At 64.9% G+C, this 17153-nt stretch carries 11 protein-coding genes; all 11 read right to left on the bottom strand.

Going from position 1 to position 17153, the window contains the following annotated elements; all coding sequences use genetic code 11:
• Positions 1-2: 2 nt before the first annotated feature.
• Positions 3-1412, bottom strand: a complete 1410-nt coding sequence (locus L0U82_RS23265; protein WP_233834907.1) for an MBOAT family O-acyltransferase — start codon at positions 1410-1412, stop codon at positions 3-5.
• A 25-nt stretch (positions 1413-1437) separates the two neighbouring features.
• Positions 1438-2133: an alginate O-acetyltransferase AlgF gene (locus tag L0U82_RS23260; protein WP_233834905.1), complete on the bottom strand. Its 696-nt coding sequence runs from the start codon at positions 2131-2133 to the stop codon at positions 1438-1440.
• A 52-nt stretch (positions 2134-2185) separates the two neighbouring features.
• Positions 2186-2836: an SGNH/GDSL hydrolase family protein gene (locus L0U82_RS23255; protein WP_233834903.1), complete on the bottom strand. Its 651-nt coding sequence runs from the start codon at positions 2834-2836 to the stop codon at positions 2186-2188.
• A gap of 53 nt (positions 2837-2889) precedes the next feature.
• Positions 2890-6960 carry a cellulose biosynthesis protein BcsC gene (locus L0U82_RS23250; RefSeq protein WP_233834901.1) on the bottom strand — a complete coding sequence of 1357 codons (4071 nt, stop codon included), beginning with the start codon at positions 6958-6960 and terminating at the stop codon, positions 2890-2892.
• A 15-nt stretch (positions 6961-6975) separates the two neighbouring features.
• Positions 6976-9414 (bottom strand): cellulose biosynthesis cyclic di-GMP-binding regulatory protein BcsB, encoded by a 2439-nt coding sequence (bcsB, locus tag L0U82_RS23245; protein WP_233834899.1) that lies wholly within the window; start codon positions 9412-9414, stop codon positions 6976-6978.
• Positions 9415-9454: 40 nt separating this feature from the next.
• Positions 9455-11854: a cellulose biosynthesis cyclic di-GMP-binding regulatory protein BcsB gene (gene bcsB, locus L0U82_RS23240; protein WP_233834897.1), complete on the bottom strand. Its 2400-nt coding sequence runs from the start codon at positions 11852-11854 to the stop codon at positions 9455-9457.
• Positions 11851-14112, bottom strand: a complete 2262-nt coding sequence (gene bcsA, locus L0U82_RS23235) for a UDP-forming cellulose synthase catalytic subunit (protein WP_233834895.1) — start codon at positions 14110-14112, stop codon at positions 11851-11853. The genes bcsB (L0U82_RS23240) and bcsA overlap by 4 nt, the downstream gene beginning before the upstream one ends.
• Positions 14113-14215: 103 nt before the next feature.
• Positions 14216-14698, bottom strand: coding sequence for a BcsR/BcsP family cellulose biosynthesis protein (bcsR, locus tag L0U82_RS23230; RefSeq protein WP_233834893.1), 483 nt, complete (start codon positions 14696-14698; stop codon positions 14216-14218).
• Positions 14699-15341: 643 nt separating this feature from the next.
• Positions 15342-15791, bottom strand: a complete 450-nt coding sequence (locus tag L0U82_RS23225) for a YbaB/EbfC family DNA-binding protein (RefSeq protein WP_233834891.1) — start codon at positions 15789-15791, stop codon at positions 15342-15344.
• Positions 15792-15796: 5 nt separating this feature from the next.
• Positions 15797-16054 (bottom strand): hypothetical protein, encoded by a 258-nt coding sequence (locus L0U82_RS23220; protein ID WP_233834889.1) that lies wholly within the window; start codon positions 16052-16054, stop codon positions 15797-15799.
• Between the two features lie 10 nt (positions 16055-16064).
• Positions 16065-17135 (bottom strand): trypsin-like peptidase domain-containing protein, encoded by a 1071-nt coding sequence (locus L0U82_RS23215; protein WP_326489758.1) that lies wholly within the window; start codon positions 17133-17135, stop codon positions 16065-16067.
• Positions 17136-17153: the final 18 nt, after the last annotated feature.

The raw sequence follows: 17153 nt of genomic DNA, 5'->3' as shown, positions 1-17153 counted from the left end.
CGTCAGAACTGGAAGTAGAGGAAAGGCACCGCGCCGCGCGCGACGATCAGACCGAACGACAACAGAAAACCCGCGAGCGGCCACGCGGCCTGCCATAGCTGCTTCAGCGTCGTGTCCGGCACGCTGTCCCACCGCTGTTGCCACAGCGGCAGCAGCACGCAGACGATACCGAGCGCAGCCGCCAGCGCATGCACGGGCCGCAGCAGCACGATCGTCGCGTCGCTCAGGCCGATGCCGTTCAAACCGAACTGACCGCGATACATCGCGAGCGCGGCATCGAAACCCGCGGCGCGAAACAGCGTCCACGCGAGCATCACGAACAGCAGCGTCAGCACGTGCGACAGCCAGCTCGGTACAGCGACCAGACCGAAGCGGCGCCAAAGGCGCGCGACCATCAGCGCGAGGCCATGCAGAATGCCCCACAGCAGGAAGTTCCAGCTATCGCCGCCGTGCCACAGGCCGGCAATCGCCATCGTCAGTAACAGATTGCGGCAGGCTTGCCACTCGCCCTGACGATTGCCGCCTAGCGGGATATACAGGTAGTCGCGAATCCAGCTCGACAACGACAGATGCCAACGGCGCCAGAAATCCTGAATGCTGCTGGCCAGATACGGATGGTTGAAGTTCTCCGGAAAGCGGAAGCCCAGCATCTGCCCGAGGCCGATCGCCATCGCGCTGTAGCCCGCGAAATCGAAGAACAATTGCAGCGTGTAGAAGCCGCAGCCGAGCCACGCGTCGGCGAGCGTCGGCGCATGCAGCGAGAAGATCGCGTCGACCATCGGCGATAGCGTGTCGGCCACCAGCACCTTCATGCTCATGCCGACCATCAGCCGCCGCGCGCCGGCCGCAAAACCGTCCCATTCGACCTCGCGCGACACCAGCTCGCGCCTCACCCACGCATAGCGAATGATCGGCCCGGCGATCAGATGCACGAACATGCCCTGATACGCGCCGTAACGGATCATGCTGCGATCGGCGGCCACCGTGCCGCGCTGCACGTCGATCAGATACGAGATCGATTGCAGCACGATGAACGACAGCCCGATCGGCAGCACGACGTGCCGCCACGGAATCGGCCCGGCATGGCCCGCGCCGAGCACGCTATCGAGACTATCGACGACGATGTTCGCGTACTTGTACCAGCACAGGGTCAGCACGTTGACGACGATAAAGACCGCGAGCCAGCCGCCGCGCGCGCGCTGACTCGGTGCCCGGTCGATCACCATGCCGCCGAACCAGCCCCAGAAAGTCAGCGCGATGAACAGCAGCAGAAAAACCGGGCTCCACCAGCCATAGAAAAACCAGCTGCAAAACAGCAGCACGCCATTGCGCCAACGCGCCGGCAACGCGACGTAGATCGCGAGAAAGGCCGGCAGAAATAGCGTCAGGAATTCGAGGGACGCGAAAACCATGCAACGTTCTCAGTCGAAGGAGAGATCAGCGGCTCACCGCGTCGTTCGCAAAGAAGATTCGCGAATGCGCGCCGCCCGGCACCAGCAACACCGTGTAACGCTGCCCCGCCGCGAGCGTGCCGAGGCTCAGCGGCTGCCCCACGGGCTGGCCACCGCACACCAGTTGCACCGACAGCGCGACCGGGTTGACCTGACGACGCTTCGCCTGTCCGACCGCTACGCCGTCGAGCAGCACGATGTCGCGGCCCGGCACTTTCAGCGTGGGCGTCGCGCAGCCTGCGTCGAGGTTGTAGAACGCGACGGACGCTTTGAGCGCATTGAAGTCATCGGGCTTTTCGCGAACCGTCACGGTATGCAGACCACCCGCTTTATCCGCGCCATCGAGCGCGACGATGCTGACGAACTCACCGGGCTGCACGGTCGCCGATACGTCCGCGTGCGCGCCGCCGGCGCTCAGCGAACCGGCCACCGGTTTGCCGGCGGCGATCGGGAAGAAGTGGCTGGCGGGATTCGCGGCGTCCAGCGTCAGACGCGCTTTCGAGCCCGCCGCGCTGACGTCGAGTTCATGCGAGCCACCATCGACAAAACGCACGAACGACGAGTCCGCGGCGGGACCGGTCGGATAGAGCGGAATGTCAGCGGCCATCGCCGGCTGCACCGACAAACCGGCGCCGCACAGCGCGAAGCCGGACCACAACAGGCGTGAGAGAAAATTTTTCATTCTTGTCTCTAGCGGATAACTGGGCAGGCGAAGCGTCGCGAAGCCCCGCGCATCATTTCTGCGGAGTGATGGGCAGCTTGACCAGGGTCTTCATGATGTCGTCGCCCCAGTGCTTGTAGCCGGTCGTCGTCAAATGCTGACCATCGACGGTCGCCCATTCACCCGGTTTGGAGAACGTCAGCGAATCGATGTACTGACACGGCGCGACATTCGCGGAGAGGAACGCCGACAGTTGCTTCACGCGGCCAAAGCTCTTCTGATACTTGCCGCCTTCCGTGCCCCACACCGGCCCGATCCATACGCAGGCCGTCTTGTTGGCGGCGAGATCTTGCGTGAGCGCGGTGACCTGTTGCCATGCCCACGCCTTCGGGAAGTCGTCCTTGCCGTATCCGCCGATCGTGTCGCCCTGCACGATGATCACGAGCTTGGCCTTGTTCGCGGCGATCAGTTGATCGACCGGTTGGGTCTTCGCGTTGTGGTCGATCACGAGGGGCGCCTTGCCGTTACGCTCGGCGCCGCCGCACGTGCCGGGCACGGACTTCACCCAGTCGCCCGGCACGCTGCCGCAGACGCTATAGGTATGCACCTGAGCACCGGCGGCGATCAGTTGATCCTGCAACGTATCGATCAGATAACCCGGTTCGCTCAGATGGCTATCGCCGATCATCAAAATGCTGAGGCCAGCTAGTACGGAAGCAAGCATGACTCTAAGACTCCTGAAAAATAATCCAATGTTCGATCGATCAATGTGTCACGTTACTGATCGCTGTAATGCGATTGATAAGGAATGACCGGCATATCCAGCGCCTTGGTCTGCGGCGCGAGTGTATAGCGCAGATACAGGCCCGCCGCCCACTGCCGGTAGCTCGACGAGTTGTTGGCACCCACCGACGCTCCGCCGATCAGGTGATTGGTGAAACGGTATTCGGCCGTGGCAAGCAGGTTGTAGCCGAAGCCGGTCGACGACTGGTCGGGATGGACCGCGCCGTCGGCGAGGCCAATCGCCGAAGCCGCCGACACCGCCGCCGCCTGCAAGCCACCGTCGTTCGGGAAATACGGCGTGCCGGCCTGGTGGTAGTACTGCACACCGACCGCGCCCTGCAGCTTGTAAGTCCAACGCTCGGAACGCTGCGCCCATGTGAGCGGCAGGTTGAACGCATAGAACCGCTGCGGGCTGAAATAGCCGCCATTGCCGTACGTGAAGTTGTTTTCGTTGTGGTCGTAGATCATGCCGTTCAGGTTGAAGCCCGCACTGAGCATGCTGTTCTGCGTCCGCAGCAGATACCAGTACGTGCCGCCACCCACCTCGGCGCCCACGTTGGACTGCACGTTATGACCGTCCAGGTATTTGAAGGAACCGTAGCCGTAGACGCCGAAATCCTGATTGTCGAGGCCGATCGCGCCATGCACGCCAGTGGACGTCACGCCACCCCAGGTGAGGCCGGAGCGCGAATCGGTCGAGCCGGCGAACGACGTGATGCTGTCGGTCACCGCGCGACGCGACACGCCCGCGTTGAACCAGCTGCCTTGGCCGGCATCGATCGAATTCCTGAACGTCACGCCGCCGACCACATTGCTGTACTTGAAGCCCAACGGCGTGGTGCCGATATCGGCCATCCAGTTGCCGGTCTCGTAGCCGAGGCCCAGACCGACCCCGTAGGCGCTCTGCTTGCCCGGCGCGGCGACCTTGCCGGCCTGCTGCGCGCGGGTGGCCGCCGGGCCGCCGCCGAACTGACTGGCGCTATAGACGTCGGTGCCGAGCGTGCCGCCTTCGAGTTCGACCGGGCTCACGCGAATCGACAGCTTGCCGTTGTCGACCGGCACCACCGCTTCCAGCGCCTGCTGCACGTTCGTCAACTGACCCGCGCCGGGTGCCGCGTTGTTCGACGATACGAAGAGCCCACCCTTGATTTCCGGCGAACGCTGCGCGCGCAAATCGCTGAGTTCGTTGCGCATGTCTTCGAGCGACGGCGAACCGTCCTGAGGCTCGCTCGCCGCGACCGTGTCTTGCGGCAACGCGCCGCCGACCGGTGTGCCCGCAACGGTCGGCACGATAGACGGAGTGGATGACGACGAGCGCTCGCGCGCGGCCGTGGATGTCATGTTCGATGCGCTCGCGCCGGCCGTGGAGGAAACCGCAGCCGAGCCCGAAGCCGAACTCGAACCCGCAGCGCCGAAACCAGCCGGCTGATTCGCCAGCACGCTATCTGCGTCTGCCGGTTGCCGCGCGAAAGGATTCGCGGCCGGCTGGCGAGCATTGCGCGCCTGACGGCGACGAGCATCGTCGTCGTGAACAAAAGGATTGCCCGCCACGTGGACGTCTTGCGCCTGCACGCCGAGCCGCTTTTCCTTCGCGGCAATCGCGGCTTCGAGCAGCGACTGCGCTTCGCGGGTCTTGCCCTGCATCACGTAAATACGCGCGGCGCCGGCCAGCACGTCGGGATCGTTGGGCGCCTTCGCGACGGCGTCTTTCAATGCCGCATCGGCAACGCTGTTCTTGCCGGCCTGTACCGCCGCCATCGCGACGCCCAGTTGCAGACCCGGATTGTCGGGGTCGTTCGCGAGGGCTTTCTGATAGAGCGACAGCGCCTGATCGTACTTGTCATCGGCGGCATACATGCGCGCGAGCGCGGCGATGGCGAGGCTGTCGTTGGGGCGCTTCGCGAGGATCGGCGCCAGCGTGTCGTAGGCCTGCGCGAGATCGCCCTGCTGACGTTGCTGATCGGCGAGTCGCACCGTGTACAGGTAGTTCAGCTCGTCCAGTTGCTGACGCTGGTCCGCGCTCAGCGTCTCGCCTTGCAGCTCGCGCATCGCGAGCCCGGCCTGCACGTTCTGGCCGGTCTTCAGCAACAGGCCCAGATACGCGAGCTGCACATCCGGGCCGCTGCCCTTCAGACCATTCGGCATCAGCCCGTGCATCAGGCTCATCGCGCGCGGCGTGTTGCCCGCGTCGACATAGGCCTGCGCCAACGCGCCGACCTTGGCCGGGTCCTGGCCCGCCGCCGGCTCGAGCCGCGCCAGCATGCTGCGCGCGTCTTCCAGATTGCCTTCGAGCGCCGTTTGCGATGCCTGCGCGACGACCACCTGAAAGTCGATCTGCTGCGCGGTCGCGACCATGTTCGGCGTGCGCGACGTGCTGGGGATGCGCGCCATCGTGTTCTGCGCGCGAGTCCAGTCGCCCATCTGCATCGCCAGCAATGCGCTCGCATAGAGCGCTTCGGGATCGTCCGGGTTCGTGACGAGCAGACCGTCGACCAGTTGCTTCGCCTGGTCCGCGTGGCCCTGCTTCAATTCGTAGCGCGCCAGTTCGAGACGAATCCACGGATTGTTGGGCGCGTTGCGCTGCGCGTCTTCGAGAATCTGCCTCGCAGCCTTCAGATCGCCGCGCTGCACGGCGGCGTCGGCGCGGCCCGCGGCAACCGACGCACGCAGCCGGTCGAGTCCGCCGATGCCGGTTTTCTGTTCCGCCGACATACCGTCGATCAACTTCTGGCCTTCATCGGCGCGTCCGGTCTGCGCGAGGATATCGATGAGGCCGGTGAGCGCCTCGCGGTTATTCGGGCTCGTCGCCAACACATCGCGGTAGCCCTTTTCCGCGCGCTTCAGATCGCCTTGCGCGGCGTACAGCCGGGCCGACGCGTTGCGTCCGCCCGGCTCGGCCGGATCCAGCCGCAGCGCCTGATCGAGATCGCGTCGCGCAGCCGTGAAGTCGCCGACGTTTTGCGCGCCCTCGGCCTGGTTCACCAGCAGCCAGTAGCGCGCGGAATTGAGTGCCTTCGCCCAGTTCGCGCCCGCGCCCGGACGCGATACCGCGCGCGACAACAGCTTCTCGGCCTGCGCGAGATCGCCTTGCTGCATACGCACGAGGCCGAGGCCGCCGAGCGCATCGGTGCTGTCGGGTTTGTCATGCAGCACCGCGGTAAACGACTGCTCGGCGGTGGTGATGTCGCCCGCCTTGAACGCGGCGAAACCGCGCGTGAGCCGCGCATCGACGACCGGCCCGGTCGGTGCGGCCGCATGCGGCGCGACCATCTGATGACGGATTTCGTCATCGTCCGGATGCAGCTTCAGATAGTCGTCGAACCACGCTTTGTCTTGCGGCGTCGGCGTGACCCAGGTCAGCACCGAGCGCCACACTTCGGTCGCTTCGCCGCCGACGTCGGGACGCGCGGCCAGCTTCTCGAGCAGCGCGATGCCCGCCGCGCGAGTCTTTTCGTCGCGCACCATATGCTGGGCGAGCGACAACATCGTGTTCGGGTCGTTCGGCGTTTCGGTATTCAGGCGCTGCAGTCCCTGGATCGCCTGACCCAGACCGTTATCCGTATAGCCCAGATAGCTGTAGTACTCGCGCGCCACGCTGCCTTGCGGCGGCTTGCCGCCCAGCGCCTTGTCGTATTCGGCGATAGCGGCCGCGAGTCCGGCCTGATCCTTCTGGTTCACCGCGTCTTGCGCCATCTGGCGCGCCTTGGCGAACTCCGACTTGCCCGGCTCGGCCGCGAGCCGCAGGTTCTGTTCGAGCAGCAGCACGAAGCGGCTGCCCGGCGCGGCCGCGCGCAGTCTCGTCAGATAGCCGTTCGCCGCCGCGAACTGCTGCTTGCCGACGGCGATCGTCCCCATCCCATACAGCGCCTCGGGTTGCTTCGGATCGCTCAACAGCAGCTTCGACCACGACTGCGCGGCCAGATCGGGCTTGTCATGCGCCTGCCAGTAGCGGCCCTGCTCGACCAGCATGTTGGACGTCGCATCCTGCGCCCATACCGGGTGGCCGGCCGAGGCGGCCAACAGCCCGACAATCCCGGCCAGCTTGCGGCTGCGTCTGACTAACATGACTTTCCCTTCTTGTTATTGTTGTTGCTGCTGCCGCGCGGCCCGCAGACGCTCGCGGGCTTCGGCATCGCTGCGCGCCTGACGGCGTCGCAGGAACACAAAGAAACCGGCGGCGATCAGCACGAGCGCGATGATACCGAGCGCCTTCAGCACACCGATGAGCGACAGGCCGAACGATGCAAGCCACCAGTCGAGACCGCGCCAGATGCCGAGATGCCCGACGTAGTAGGTCGGCTCGCTGACGAGCGAATCGACTTCCTTGCCACGGATCGACACAAGGCTGCCCTGAATCGGCTGCTTCGCGTAGTTCGACACATCGAGCAGCGCGGCGACCGCGTCCTTCAGGCCGTCGGGCTGATTGCTGGCCAGCATGACCACGCTGCGGCCCGTCTGCTTCGGCGATTCGAAGCCGGCGAGCACGGCGCTGACACCCGGCCCCGTCCATGCGAGCGACAGGCGGCTCGGTTCGGCGTCGAGGCGCGGGTTCGCATGGAACCAGCCGAGCACACGCGCCGGCAGATCCGATACGGCGAACTGCGCGCCGTGCTCGTACGCGGCGGGCATGTTCTGCGCCCAGTCCTTGAGCCACGCCTGATCCGCGCCCGATGCGATCACCAGCAGATCCTTGTCGGACGGCATCGCGTCGATGCGCTGACCGCGCAGCACGGTGACGCCGCGCGCCGGATAGCCGGTCGAATTGCCCATGCGGCCCATCACCGCCAGATACGCGCTGTACTCCGGCGTGCCCGCGTTGGCGCCCAGCACGACGTCGGTGCCGGACAGGTCGGCCATCCGCGTGAACGGGAAGCCCGCCTCGGCGAACGAGGCCAGGTTCGGCATCGCGATGTAGTGCGGGTACTGCGACAGATCGATCGTCGATTCGGGATCGATCGCGCCGCGCACGTTGTCGATGATGATGTCGCGGCACTCGCCCTGCTTGATGTAGTCGTACATGTAGCGGAACTGCAGCTGCGTGTTCGGCTGCAACAGCGCCTGCAGCGGCACTTCCAGTTTCGCCTGGCGCGGCAGGCTGCTGTCGGGCAACACGTCGGCGCGCAGCTTGCTGCCGCCCTCGAGCCGTTCGAGCGCGAGCAGCGGCATCGACTTCATGAACTGGTCATTGACGCTGAACAGCAGCGACGAATTGACCATATAAGGCTGCGGCGTATAGCGGTAATGCAGGTCGATCGGCACGTTCGGTTCATGCCAGCCGAACAGGTCGGGCGGCACGCGCGTGTCGATACGGATCAGATCGGGGCTGTAGCCCGACACCTGCAACTGCTTCGCGTCGACCAGCTCGCCGAACGACACCGGACGATCGGTGCGCAGCCAGCGCGGCGCATCGTACGGCTTGCGCGGCTCGAGGTCGGCGAAGCGCGTGATCAGCGCGCTCGAACCCGCCAGCGTCTGGCTGCCGGTGACCAGCGCGTCGGCGGCCTTCTTCAGTTCCTTCGCGTCACGGCCCATCACCAGCAGCAGCTTGCCGTTCGGATCGTTCGGGTTGGCCACGACCGCAACGGTCGGCCCTTGCAGCGGCGCGCCGGCCACGCTCGCCTGCGCCGTGCCTTCGACGATGACGACCGCGTTGCCCGTCGCCGGAATGCTGGTGATCGATACCGGGAAATCCGCGCCGCGATAACTTGCCAATGCGCCGAACCACGACGACACCGCGCCGGCCGCTTCGAGCGCGGCCGTATCGGGATTGCCGGCGAACACGAACGGCAGATGCAGACGGCGAATATCGTGCTCGTCGAAGAACGGATGCGGCAGACGCGCGAGATCGCCCGCTTGCGCGAGCGGCTGCGTGTCGATGCTCAGCGTGCTGTCGTTGCCGATATTGGCCCACAGGCTCGAATGCAGCGGGTCTTCGCACTGATTCGTGTAGTGGCCGATCAGTTGCAGACGCAGCTTGCTGTTCGCGGTGAACAGATACGGCGGCAGCGTGATCGTGCGCTGAAGATTGGTGCCGGCCGTGTTCTTGGGCACCTCGATCGAGGCCGCCACCTGATCGTTGACCAGCACGTTGATGTGCGACAGATCGGGCAGCAGCGCCGGCGAATACGCGTAGCGCAGATTCAGCCGCGCGCCGGTGACGACACGGTCGTCGCGCACGCCGACCGGCAGTGTATTGCTGCCGTCGACGCCGCGCAGGTTCAGCGCATATTGCGCGCCGAGTTGCCGCAACGAATAGGTGACCGTCGACGAAGCCCCGGTCGCGGCGCCGGCTTCGGGAGCGGACTGCGGCGACGCTGCGTTGTTGGCCGCACTATTTGCCGCGCCGTTTGCGTCGTTGCTCGCTGCGTTGCTTGCCGCGTTATTCGCCGCGCCGCTATCACCCGCTGCCGGCTGCGCAACCGATGCCGGCGCAGCCGCGGGTTGCGCGGCGTGGGTCACCGTCGATGTAACGAGCGCACAACCGAGCAGCAGTGCCGGCCACACAGGTTGCGCAGTCATGCAACGCGCGAGGCGTGCCCGGGAGATGTCAGGCCGTCTTCTAAACATGAGAACCTCTTTGTCCTTCTTCACGTTGCGATGTCTGGGGAAGATCCGGGTCCAGTCGATTCAGCGCGCGCCGGTGCAGCACCACGCCGCCGAGCAGACCGATCAGTGCGACGCTCGCAAGCGTCGCCACGAGCAGCAGCAGAATGTGGCTCGCGAAGAACCATTCGAGCGCGAGCCCGAGCGGCAACGAGCCGATGAAATAGCTTTGATCGCGATTCAACGTGGTCAGCGTGCCGTCGTGCACGACCACGAGGCTGCCGCTGAGCTTGTCGTCCGGACGCTTGCTGACGAGGTAACGGTCCGCCTGCAGCACCTTCACGACGGCGTCGAGACCGTCCGGCGTATTGCCCGATACGACCACCACGCTGCGGCCGCTCGCGAGCGGCGACTCGAGTCCCGCGACCATGCCGTCGTGGTCGTCGCTGCTATACAGCGAGGCGGTGGCGGCCTCGCGTTGAGCCTGCGCATGGCCGCCCGTCAGCTTGTCCCACCACGTGGCGAGCCAGTGGTTCGATGCGGCAACCGGCGCGAAGAAACCGCGCGGCAGATCATGACGCCATGCATCGAGCAGCGGCTGGTTGTCGCCCGACGCCAGCACGAGCAGGTCCTTGCGACGCAGCGCGTCGGCCTGGTCCGGCGCGCCCACCGTCACGCCGAGCACCGGATAACCGGTGGTTTGGCCCATGCTGCCCATTAGCGTCAGATACGCGGAATAGTCGCCAGCAACGGGCTGCGTGGGCAGGATCACCGCGGTCGCGGACAGATCGGCCATCCGCGTGAACGGAAAGCCCGCGTCGCCGAACGCGCGCAAATCGGGCATCGCCGCGTAGCGCGGCAGCCGCGAAATATCGATCGTCGACGTCGGATCGATCGCGCTCGACAGCGGGCCGCCGGGCACATCCTCGTAGTGATCTTTCGGCTCGACGGACTCGTAGCGATAGTCGAATCGCAGCGTCGTCAGCGGCGGCAGCAGATAGGTCGGAATACGGATCGTCGCCTGGCCGTCCGACGTATCGCCTGGCAGCGGCAACGTCTGGAGCGGTGTGTTGCCGGCCAGCACACCGAGTTCCGAGCGTGTCGATTCCGGCCGCGCGGTATAGCGGTAGTGCAGGTTCAGCACCGCGCCGCTGTTGTCGAAACCGAACAGCCCCGGCGGCAGACGCAGGTCCAGATTGATCGCGCCAGGACGAAAACCCTGCACCGTCAGACGTTCCGGCGACAGCAGCTCGCCCAGTTGCACCGGACGGTCGGACGGCAGCCAGTTGGGGGCGTCATAAGGCTTGCGCGGCACGACGGCAACCGGCGCGTCGATCTTGACCCACGAGCCCGACAGCGTCTTCGCGCCGAGCACCAGCGCGGTCGCGGCCTCGCGGATCTGTGCGTCGTCGCGGCCGGTGATCACCAGCAGCTTGCCGTTGGGGTCGTTGGGGTTCGCCACGATGGCGATCATCGGCCCGTTGACCGCGGGCAGCGCGAGACCGGGCAACTCGCCCGGCAGCGCCAGCACGACCGCATGTCCATGCGCGGGTATCGCACCCAGGCTCGCGGAAAAATGCGCGCCGCGATAGCCCGCCTGCGCGCCCAGCCACGAGGTCACGATACCGGCCGACTCGAGCCGCTGCGCGAGCGGTGCTTGCGGCAGCACGACGGGCAACTCCACCGCGCGCGCATCACGTACGTCGAGAAACGGCGCGGGCAGTTGCGACAGGTCACCGGCAAGCGCCGTCGGCACCACCGTCAGTTCGAGCGCGCTGTCCGGGCCGGCCTTCAGCCACAGATCGGCACTCAGCGGATTGTTGCCCTGATCGCTGGCCTTGCTATGCGCGATCAATTCGAGGGTCAGCTCGTTGAAGCCCGACAGCAGCGACACAGGCAGATCCACCGAGATATGCGCCGGCGTTTGCGGTGCCGGCTCGGGCAGTGCGATCGTCGCGCCCACCACGCTGTTGACCAGCACATTCAGATGCGACAGCACGGGCAGCAACGTCGGCGAATAGCTGTAGTCCAGCACGAGCCGCGCGCTGACCACGCGCTCGTCGCGGCGCAAACCGAAGTCCGTGCCCGCATACGCGTCTTCGCCGCGCAAGGTCAAACCTTGCTCCGCGTTTTGCCGCAACAGCGGAATCCGGTAGGTATATGCACCGGCCGGCGGCGCGGCGCCGGCGTCCGGTTGCGGGCTTTGCAGTGCAGGATCGGCCGGCATCGCCGATGCGGACGGCTCGGGCGAGGACGGCTGCGATGCAACCGCTGCCGATGCCGATGCCGCCGACGCGGCAGGCGCGGACGCGGCCAGCACACCGCCCCCCGCGGACAACAAGGCCGCGCACAGCAGCGCACTCACACGGCGCGCGCTCGTCAGGGAGCGCACAAGCGACAGGTAACCGACAGTCACGATTGCTTGGTTCCCAGGTCGCTTGCCGGGACCGCGGATGAGCGGCCAACGCGCTCATTCCCACCCAGGAACAGATGCCGGAACAAATCCCTGAAGCCGCGCATGCCGATGCCGAGCACCTCGACCAGGCTGCGCAGCGGCCGGTCGGGACGATATCGGCCCCATGACGCGATCCAGCTATCGGCGCGCGAGAACGTCGCGCCGATCCATGCGCGCTCCTGAGCGATCGTCAGCGTCGGGAAACTCACGCCGATAGTGCGGCCACGGCACACCTGCACTTCGGCCGGGAACACGTCCTCGTAGTCGTCGCGCAAGACCGCCACCGTGATGCGATCGCCGCGCTCCGGCAGCGCTTCGCCCTCGGGCAGCACGAGCCCCAGACCACCATGCGAATAGTCGCTGGTCTGACAGTCGATGCGGCGTCCGTCGGCCTGGATCACCGCGGCCGGCAGCTCGATCGGAACGCGCGGCGTAACGCGCAGCTGTTTCGATTCGCTCGCGACACCCGCGGCCGCGCTCAGATTCATGATGTTGTAGGTGACCCACACCAGGTTGAACAGAATACTGGTCGCTTCGGGCCAGCCCGGACTGCGGATCAGACCGATGACCCCGACCAGGAAGCCGCTCAGATTGATCAGCAGCAGAACGATGTACGGCCGCGCCATCGCCCAGTCCACGAAGGACTGCCGGATCACGCCGCCCTTCGACGTCACGTTGAAGCCTTTGCTGCCGGGGAAAAGTACCGCCTGCAGCGCGGGCAGAATGACGTACCAGGCCAGTACCGTTTCGTAGACTTCGCTCCAGAACGAATGCCGGAAGCGCCCTTGAATACGCGACGCGCCGACGCTCGAAATGACCAGATGCGGCACGACATAGGCCAGCACCATCAGCGCCGAAGCATGGAAGACGTGCGCGCCGAAGAACAGATAGGCCATCGGCGTCAGCAGAAACACGATGCGCGGCAAGCCGAAGAAGAAGTGCATCATCGCGCTCAGGTAACACAGCCGCTGTGGCAGCGTGAGCCCCGAGATCAACAGCGGGTTGAAGCGCCGGAAAATTTCGGCCATGCCGCGTGCCCAGCGGATGCGCTGACCGACGTGGCGGCCCAGGCTCTCGGTGGCGAGACCCGCTGCCTGAGGAATCGCGAGATACGCGGTGTTGTAGCCCCGCATGCTCATCTTCAGCGCGGTGAGCGCATCTTCCGTCACGCTTTCGGTCGCCACGCCGCCGACATCCTCCAGCGCCGAGCGCCGCAACACCGCGCACGAGCCGCAGAAGAAAGCCGCATTCCACAAGTCGTTGCCGTTTTGCAGCACGCCGTAAAACAGATCGCCCTCGTTGGGCACCTTGCGGAAGGTTTCGAGATTGCGTTCGAACGGATCGGGCGAATAGAAGACGTGCGGCGTCTGCACCATCGCCATCTTCGGATCCTTCAGGAACCAGCCCATGCAGACCTGCAGGAACGAGCGCGTGGTGACGTGATCGCAGTCGAACACCGCGACGTACTCGCCGCTCGTCTTGGACAGCGCGGCATTCAGGTTGCCCGCTTTCGCATGCTTGTTGTCCGGCCGGGTCAGATAGTCGACACCGGCCTGCTCGCAGAATTGCCGGAATTCTTCACGACGGCCGTCGTCGAGCACGTACACGCGCAGCTTGTCGGCCGGCCAGTCGAGCAGCGTCGCGGCCAGCACCGACTGCCGCACGACCTGCAGCGGCTCGTTGTAGGTGGGGATGTACACATCGACCGTCGGCCATGTCGAGCTATCGGCCGGCAATCGCGCGGGCCGGCGATGCAGAGGCCACAGCGTCTGAAAGTAGCTGCACAACAGCATCAGCACCGCGTAGCCTTCGGCCACCAGCAGCAGATAGCCGAAGGTCATGTCGAGCGAACTCGTAAACGACAGCGTCTGCGTCAGCCGCCAGTACAGATAACGCAACGACACGAACACCGACAGCGTCACCATCGACACCGTGATGATCCTGCCGCGAACACGGTTCAGCAGAATCGCGACGACCATGCACAGGATGCCGAACATCCACTGGTTCGACGCGGCCAGATTGACCGTCATCGCGGAAGCGAACAACAGCACGGCGAGCAGCGTCGCGGCGAGCCGCAGCCAGTTCGAGGCGAATAGCGGCGCGCCCGCGTCCAGCAGCTTGTCGTCCCAATCCCGGGCATCCTCATGCTGATGCTGATCGGCGTCACGCGTGTGCTGCGGCTGCTCCTGCTTCTTCAGCCTGAATTTGATCTGTGCCATGGAGAGTTCTACTGGCGCGTGCGCCGGTTCGGCACGACGCGCGGGCTCGCGGCTATCGTGGTTTTAAGCGGGCCGTCATTGACGGAAACGACTGTGGCGAAGCTCATGACGTCTGGCGTTGCGCGACGTCTTCCTGAGCGCGACTCTGTTCCCGCAGGCGCGCAAACATCGCGCTCAGCGAGCCCGGCTGTTCGGCAGCGATCACAGGTTCGGGAGCGGATTGCGGGACCGGCTGTTCGGCGGCGGCTTGCGATTGCGCGGGAGAGATGGACTCGGCAGCGGGCTCGGCTGATACCTCATTCGCCGCCTCCGCTGCCCCTTCCGCTGCCTCCTCGGCTGATACAGCCGGATGCGGCGGTTCGTCCGAAGCCATTTCAGCGGTATCGGCGGGAACAACGGCAGCAAGGTCTTCAGCATCGCTGGCCGCGTCACCGTCGCGGACGATATCCGCCGGCGACGGCATGGTCGGCATGGACCAACGTCCGCGCGAACCGTGCATCTGCTCCGTTTTTTCTACTTCTTGATAATGCGACGGGCTTGCGCCCAACATTTGAAAAAGATTAGAAATATCTGATGCACTGCTCATGCGTGGTCCCCGCCGTACTGGCCATACTGTCTGTTTGCAGATTGCACCGCGCACCCGCCGGACAATCCGCCGTAATTTTTACCTACCGAATAAAAACCCCGTTGGCTCCATTACAGCCATATGTCTGCCGTAATATTCGCAAATCGTTAAGCGTCACGCACCTGGTGCGTTCGCCCATTCACCCTTTAGAAAAGCGCTTTAGTGCGGTGCTGGCGTCCGATTTTCAATCGGATGAGCTAAAAATCCTCGCCATTTCGATAACGGCGTGTAGTCTGGAGATAGTCTCAGTGCTCTGGTTGAGCGGCGCACATTGTAGCAGCGGAATTTAATGCGCGGCCCCGAACAATTAGGGTGCATTATCCGTCAGTCGAGAGTGGGAGTTAAGCGATTGAATGTCAAATATAGCAAGGCAAACGTTTGCGGTTTGATAAATACAATTAAAACTACCAACCTCAATAAGCCAAACGTTTGCTTTTAATCGGGTCAAAATCTTATTGCCGGGCTTCACGCAAAGCAATAAGCGTTGCAAAACGGCAAACGAATTAACGCACATCCGTTCGTTTCGGTAGGAATTACAGCAGAAAAGTCAGATGAAATGCATCCGGCTTATCCCGGAGAACAGCGGCGAATTCGCACCACTGCGCTATGAATTCGGTGCGTCGGGATTCGGCCGGATACTTAGACGAACCCGCAATGGCTGGCGCATGTCGCGCGGCGGCGGGTTCGAGATCGGATGCGCGGTCAGTAACGTGCGCAGCGCGCTGTCCGCGTCGGCATTGCCGAGCGAATCGAAACGCACGTCGGTCACCCGGCCATCCGGGCCGATCCATGTCTGGATCAGGATCGTCGAGACCGGCGAACTATCCGCGTGCGCGGCGGCCATCCGCGCATCGAGGTATTGCTGGAAACGGCCGGCATCGGCGTCGTCCGATTCGATCCATGTCTGGAACGTCTGCCCGACCAGTTGCGCGTAGGCCACCCACGCCGCCGGCGCGTCGGTCGTCGCCGCGTAGGACTGGACCGCGGGCAAGCCGCTCAGCATCGCGATCACCGCCGCGCCGAGACGGCGCCAGTATCCGAGGTTCGTCATCATTGCCGTCACCGTATCCGCCACGATCTCGCGCTCGTCAGCGCAGCCAGTTCAAGTCGTCCGCACCATGTGCAGACCGCTTCGTAGTTCACGCACAACGCAACGTAAAAGATCGCGAGCAGCATCCAGCCGACCGGCCTCGACCACTTCGTCACCTGATTTGCGACCTGCTTCACGACCTGACTCACGCCCGCGCCCGCACGCCAGCGCGCAACGCCCACGCCGCTCGCGCCGCCGCCACTTTCAACCCAATCGGAAATCCGCATATCGGAGCAATCAGTCTCCATGCATCGGCACGTACTGGCGCGCGTCGCCACGCTGAACCAGCAACGCCGCATCCGGTCCCGCCTGTCTGAGTTGCGCGGCGAACTCCGCGAGCGTGGCGACCGTCGCGCGGTTGACCGCGAGCACGATGTCGCCCGCCTTCAGCCCCGTGCTCGACGCCGCCCCGCTCACCTGCTCGACCAGCAGCCCGTGGTCCACGTGGGCGCTCTGCAGCTCGGCGGGCGTCAGCTCACGCGCGACAATGCCGGGATATCGCTGGCCCGTGCTCGCCGCGTCGTTCGACGCAACGGTCAGCGCGCCGATCGTCACGTCGACATGAACGGCCGCGCCGGAGCGCCATACCGTGAGATCGGCGGTCGATCCGGGCTTCAGCTTCGCGGCGAGCGTCAACAGGTCGGCGGAGTCGTCGAGCGCGACGCCGTTCACCGCGAGCACGACATCGCCCGGATGGATGCCCGCGCGCTCGGCCGGACCGCCGCTTTCGACCGCGCTGATCAACGCGCCGTCAGGCTTCGGCAGACCGAAAGACCGCGCCAGCGACTGGCTGACTTCCTGCGCCGCGACACCGAGCCGCCCGCGCGTCACGTGCCCGGACTTGAGCAGTTGGTCCTTGACGTCGAGCGCGATATCGATAGGGATGGCGAACGACAGCCCCTGGTAGCCACCGGTCTTCGAATAGATCATCGAGTTGATCGCAATCACGCGACCATGCAGATCGAACAGCGGGCCGCCCGAATTACCCGGATTGATCGGCACATCGGTTTGCAGGAACGGGATATAGCTCTCGCCCGGCAGCGAGCGCGATTTCGCGCTGACGATGCCCTGCGTGACCGTATTGGCGAACCCATACGGCGAACCGATCGCCATCACCCAGTCGCCGACCTCGGTACGCGCCGGATCGCCGGTGACCACCGCCGGCAGATCGTGCGCATCGATCTTCAAGACCGCCACATCCGACATCGGATCGCGGCCGATCACGCGGCCTTTGAACTCGCGCTTGTCCGTGAGCTTCACATCGACCGTGGTCGAATCGCCGACCACGTGCCGATTGGTCAGAATCACGCGTGGGTCATGCCCGTG

The sequence above is a fragment of the Paraburkholderia sp. ZP32-5 genome (genome assembly GCF_021390495.1).
Classification (GTDB): Bacteria; Pseudomonadota; Gammaproteobacteria; order Burkholderiales; family Burkholderiaceae; genus Paraburkholderia.
Note: the sequence above shows the minus strand (reverse complement) of the source record. Positions and strands in the feature narration are given on the sequence as shown.

What these genes read in the sequence shown, in the direction of transcription:
- L0U82_RS23225 (WP_233834891.1), bottom strand. Translation starts at nt 15,791, where the DNA reads ATGATGACGAACCTCGGATACTGGCGCCGTCTCGGCGCGGCGGTGATC.
- bcsB (WP_233834899.1), bottom strand. Translation starts at nt 9,414, where the DNA reads ATGACTGCGCAACCTGTGTGGCCGGCACTGCTGCTCGGTTGTGCGCTC.
- L0U82_RS23250 (WP_233834901.1), bottom strand. Translation starts at nt 6,960, where the DNA reads ATGTTAGTCAGACGCAGCCGCAAGCTGGCCGGGATTGTCGGGCTGTTG.
- L0U82_RS23255 (WP_233834903.1), bottom strand. Translation starts at nt 2,836, where the DNA reads ATGCTTGCTTCCGTACTAGCTGGCCTCAGCATTTTGATGATCGGCGAT.
- L0U82_RS23220 (WP_233834889.1), bottom strand. Translation starts at nt 16,054, where the DNA reads ATGCGGATTTCCGATTGGGTTGAAAGTGGCGGCGGCGCGAGCGGCGTG.
- L0U82_RS23265 (WP_233834907.1), bottom strand. Translation starts at nt 1,412, where the DNA reads ATGGTTTTCGCGTCCCTCGAATTCCTGACGCTATTTCTGCCGGCCTTT.
- bcsA (WP_233834895.1), bottom strand. Translation starts at nt 14,112, where the DNA reads ATGGCACAGATCAAATTCAGGCTGAAGAAGCAGGAGCAGCCGCAGCAC.
- bcsR (WP_233834893.1), bottom strand. Translation starts at nt 14,698, where the DNA reads ATGAGCAGTGCATCAGATATTTCTAATCTTTTTCAAATGTTGGGCGCA.
- L0U82_RS23260 (WP_233834905.1), bottom strand. Translation starts at nt 2,133, where the DNA reads ATGAAAAATTTTCTCTCACGCCTGTTGTGGTCCGGCTTCGCGCTGTGC.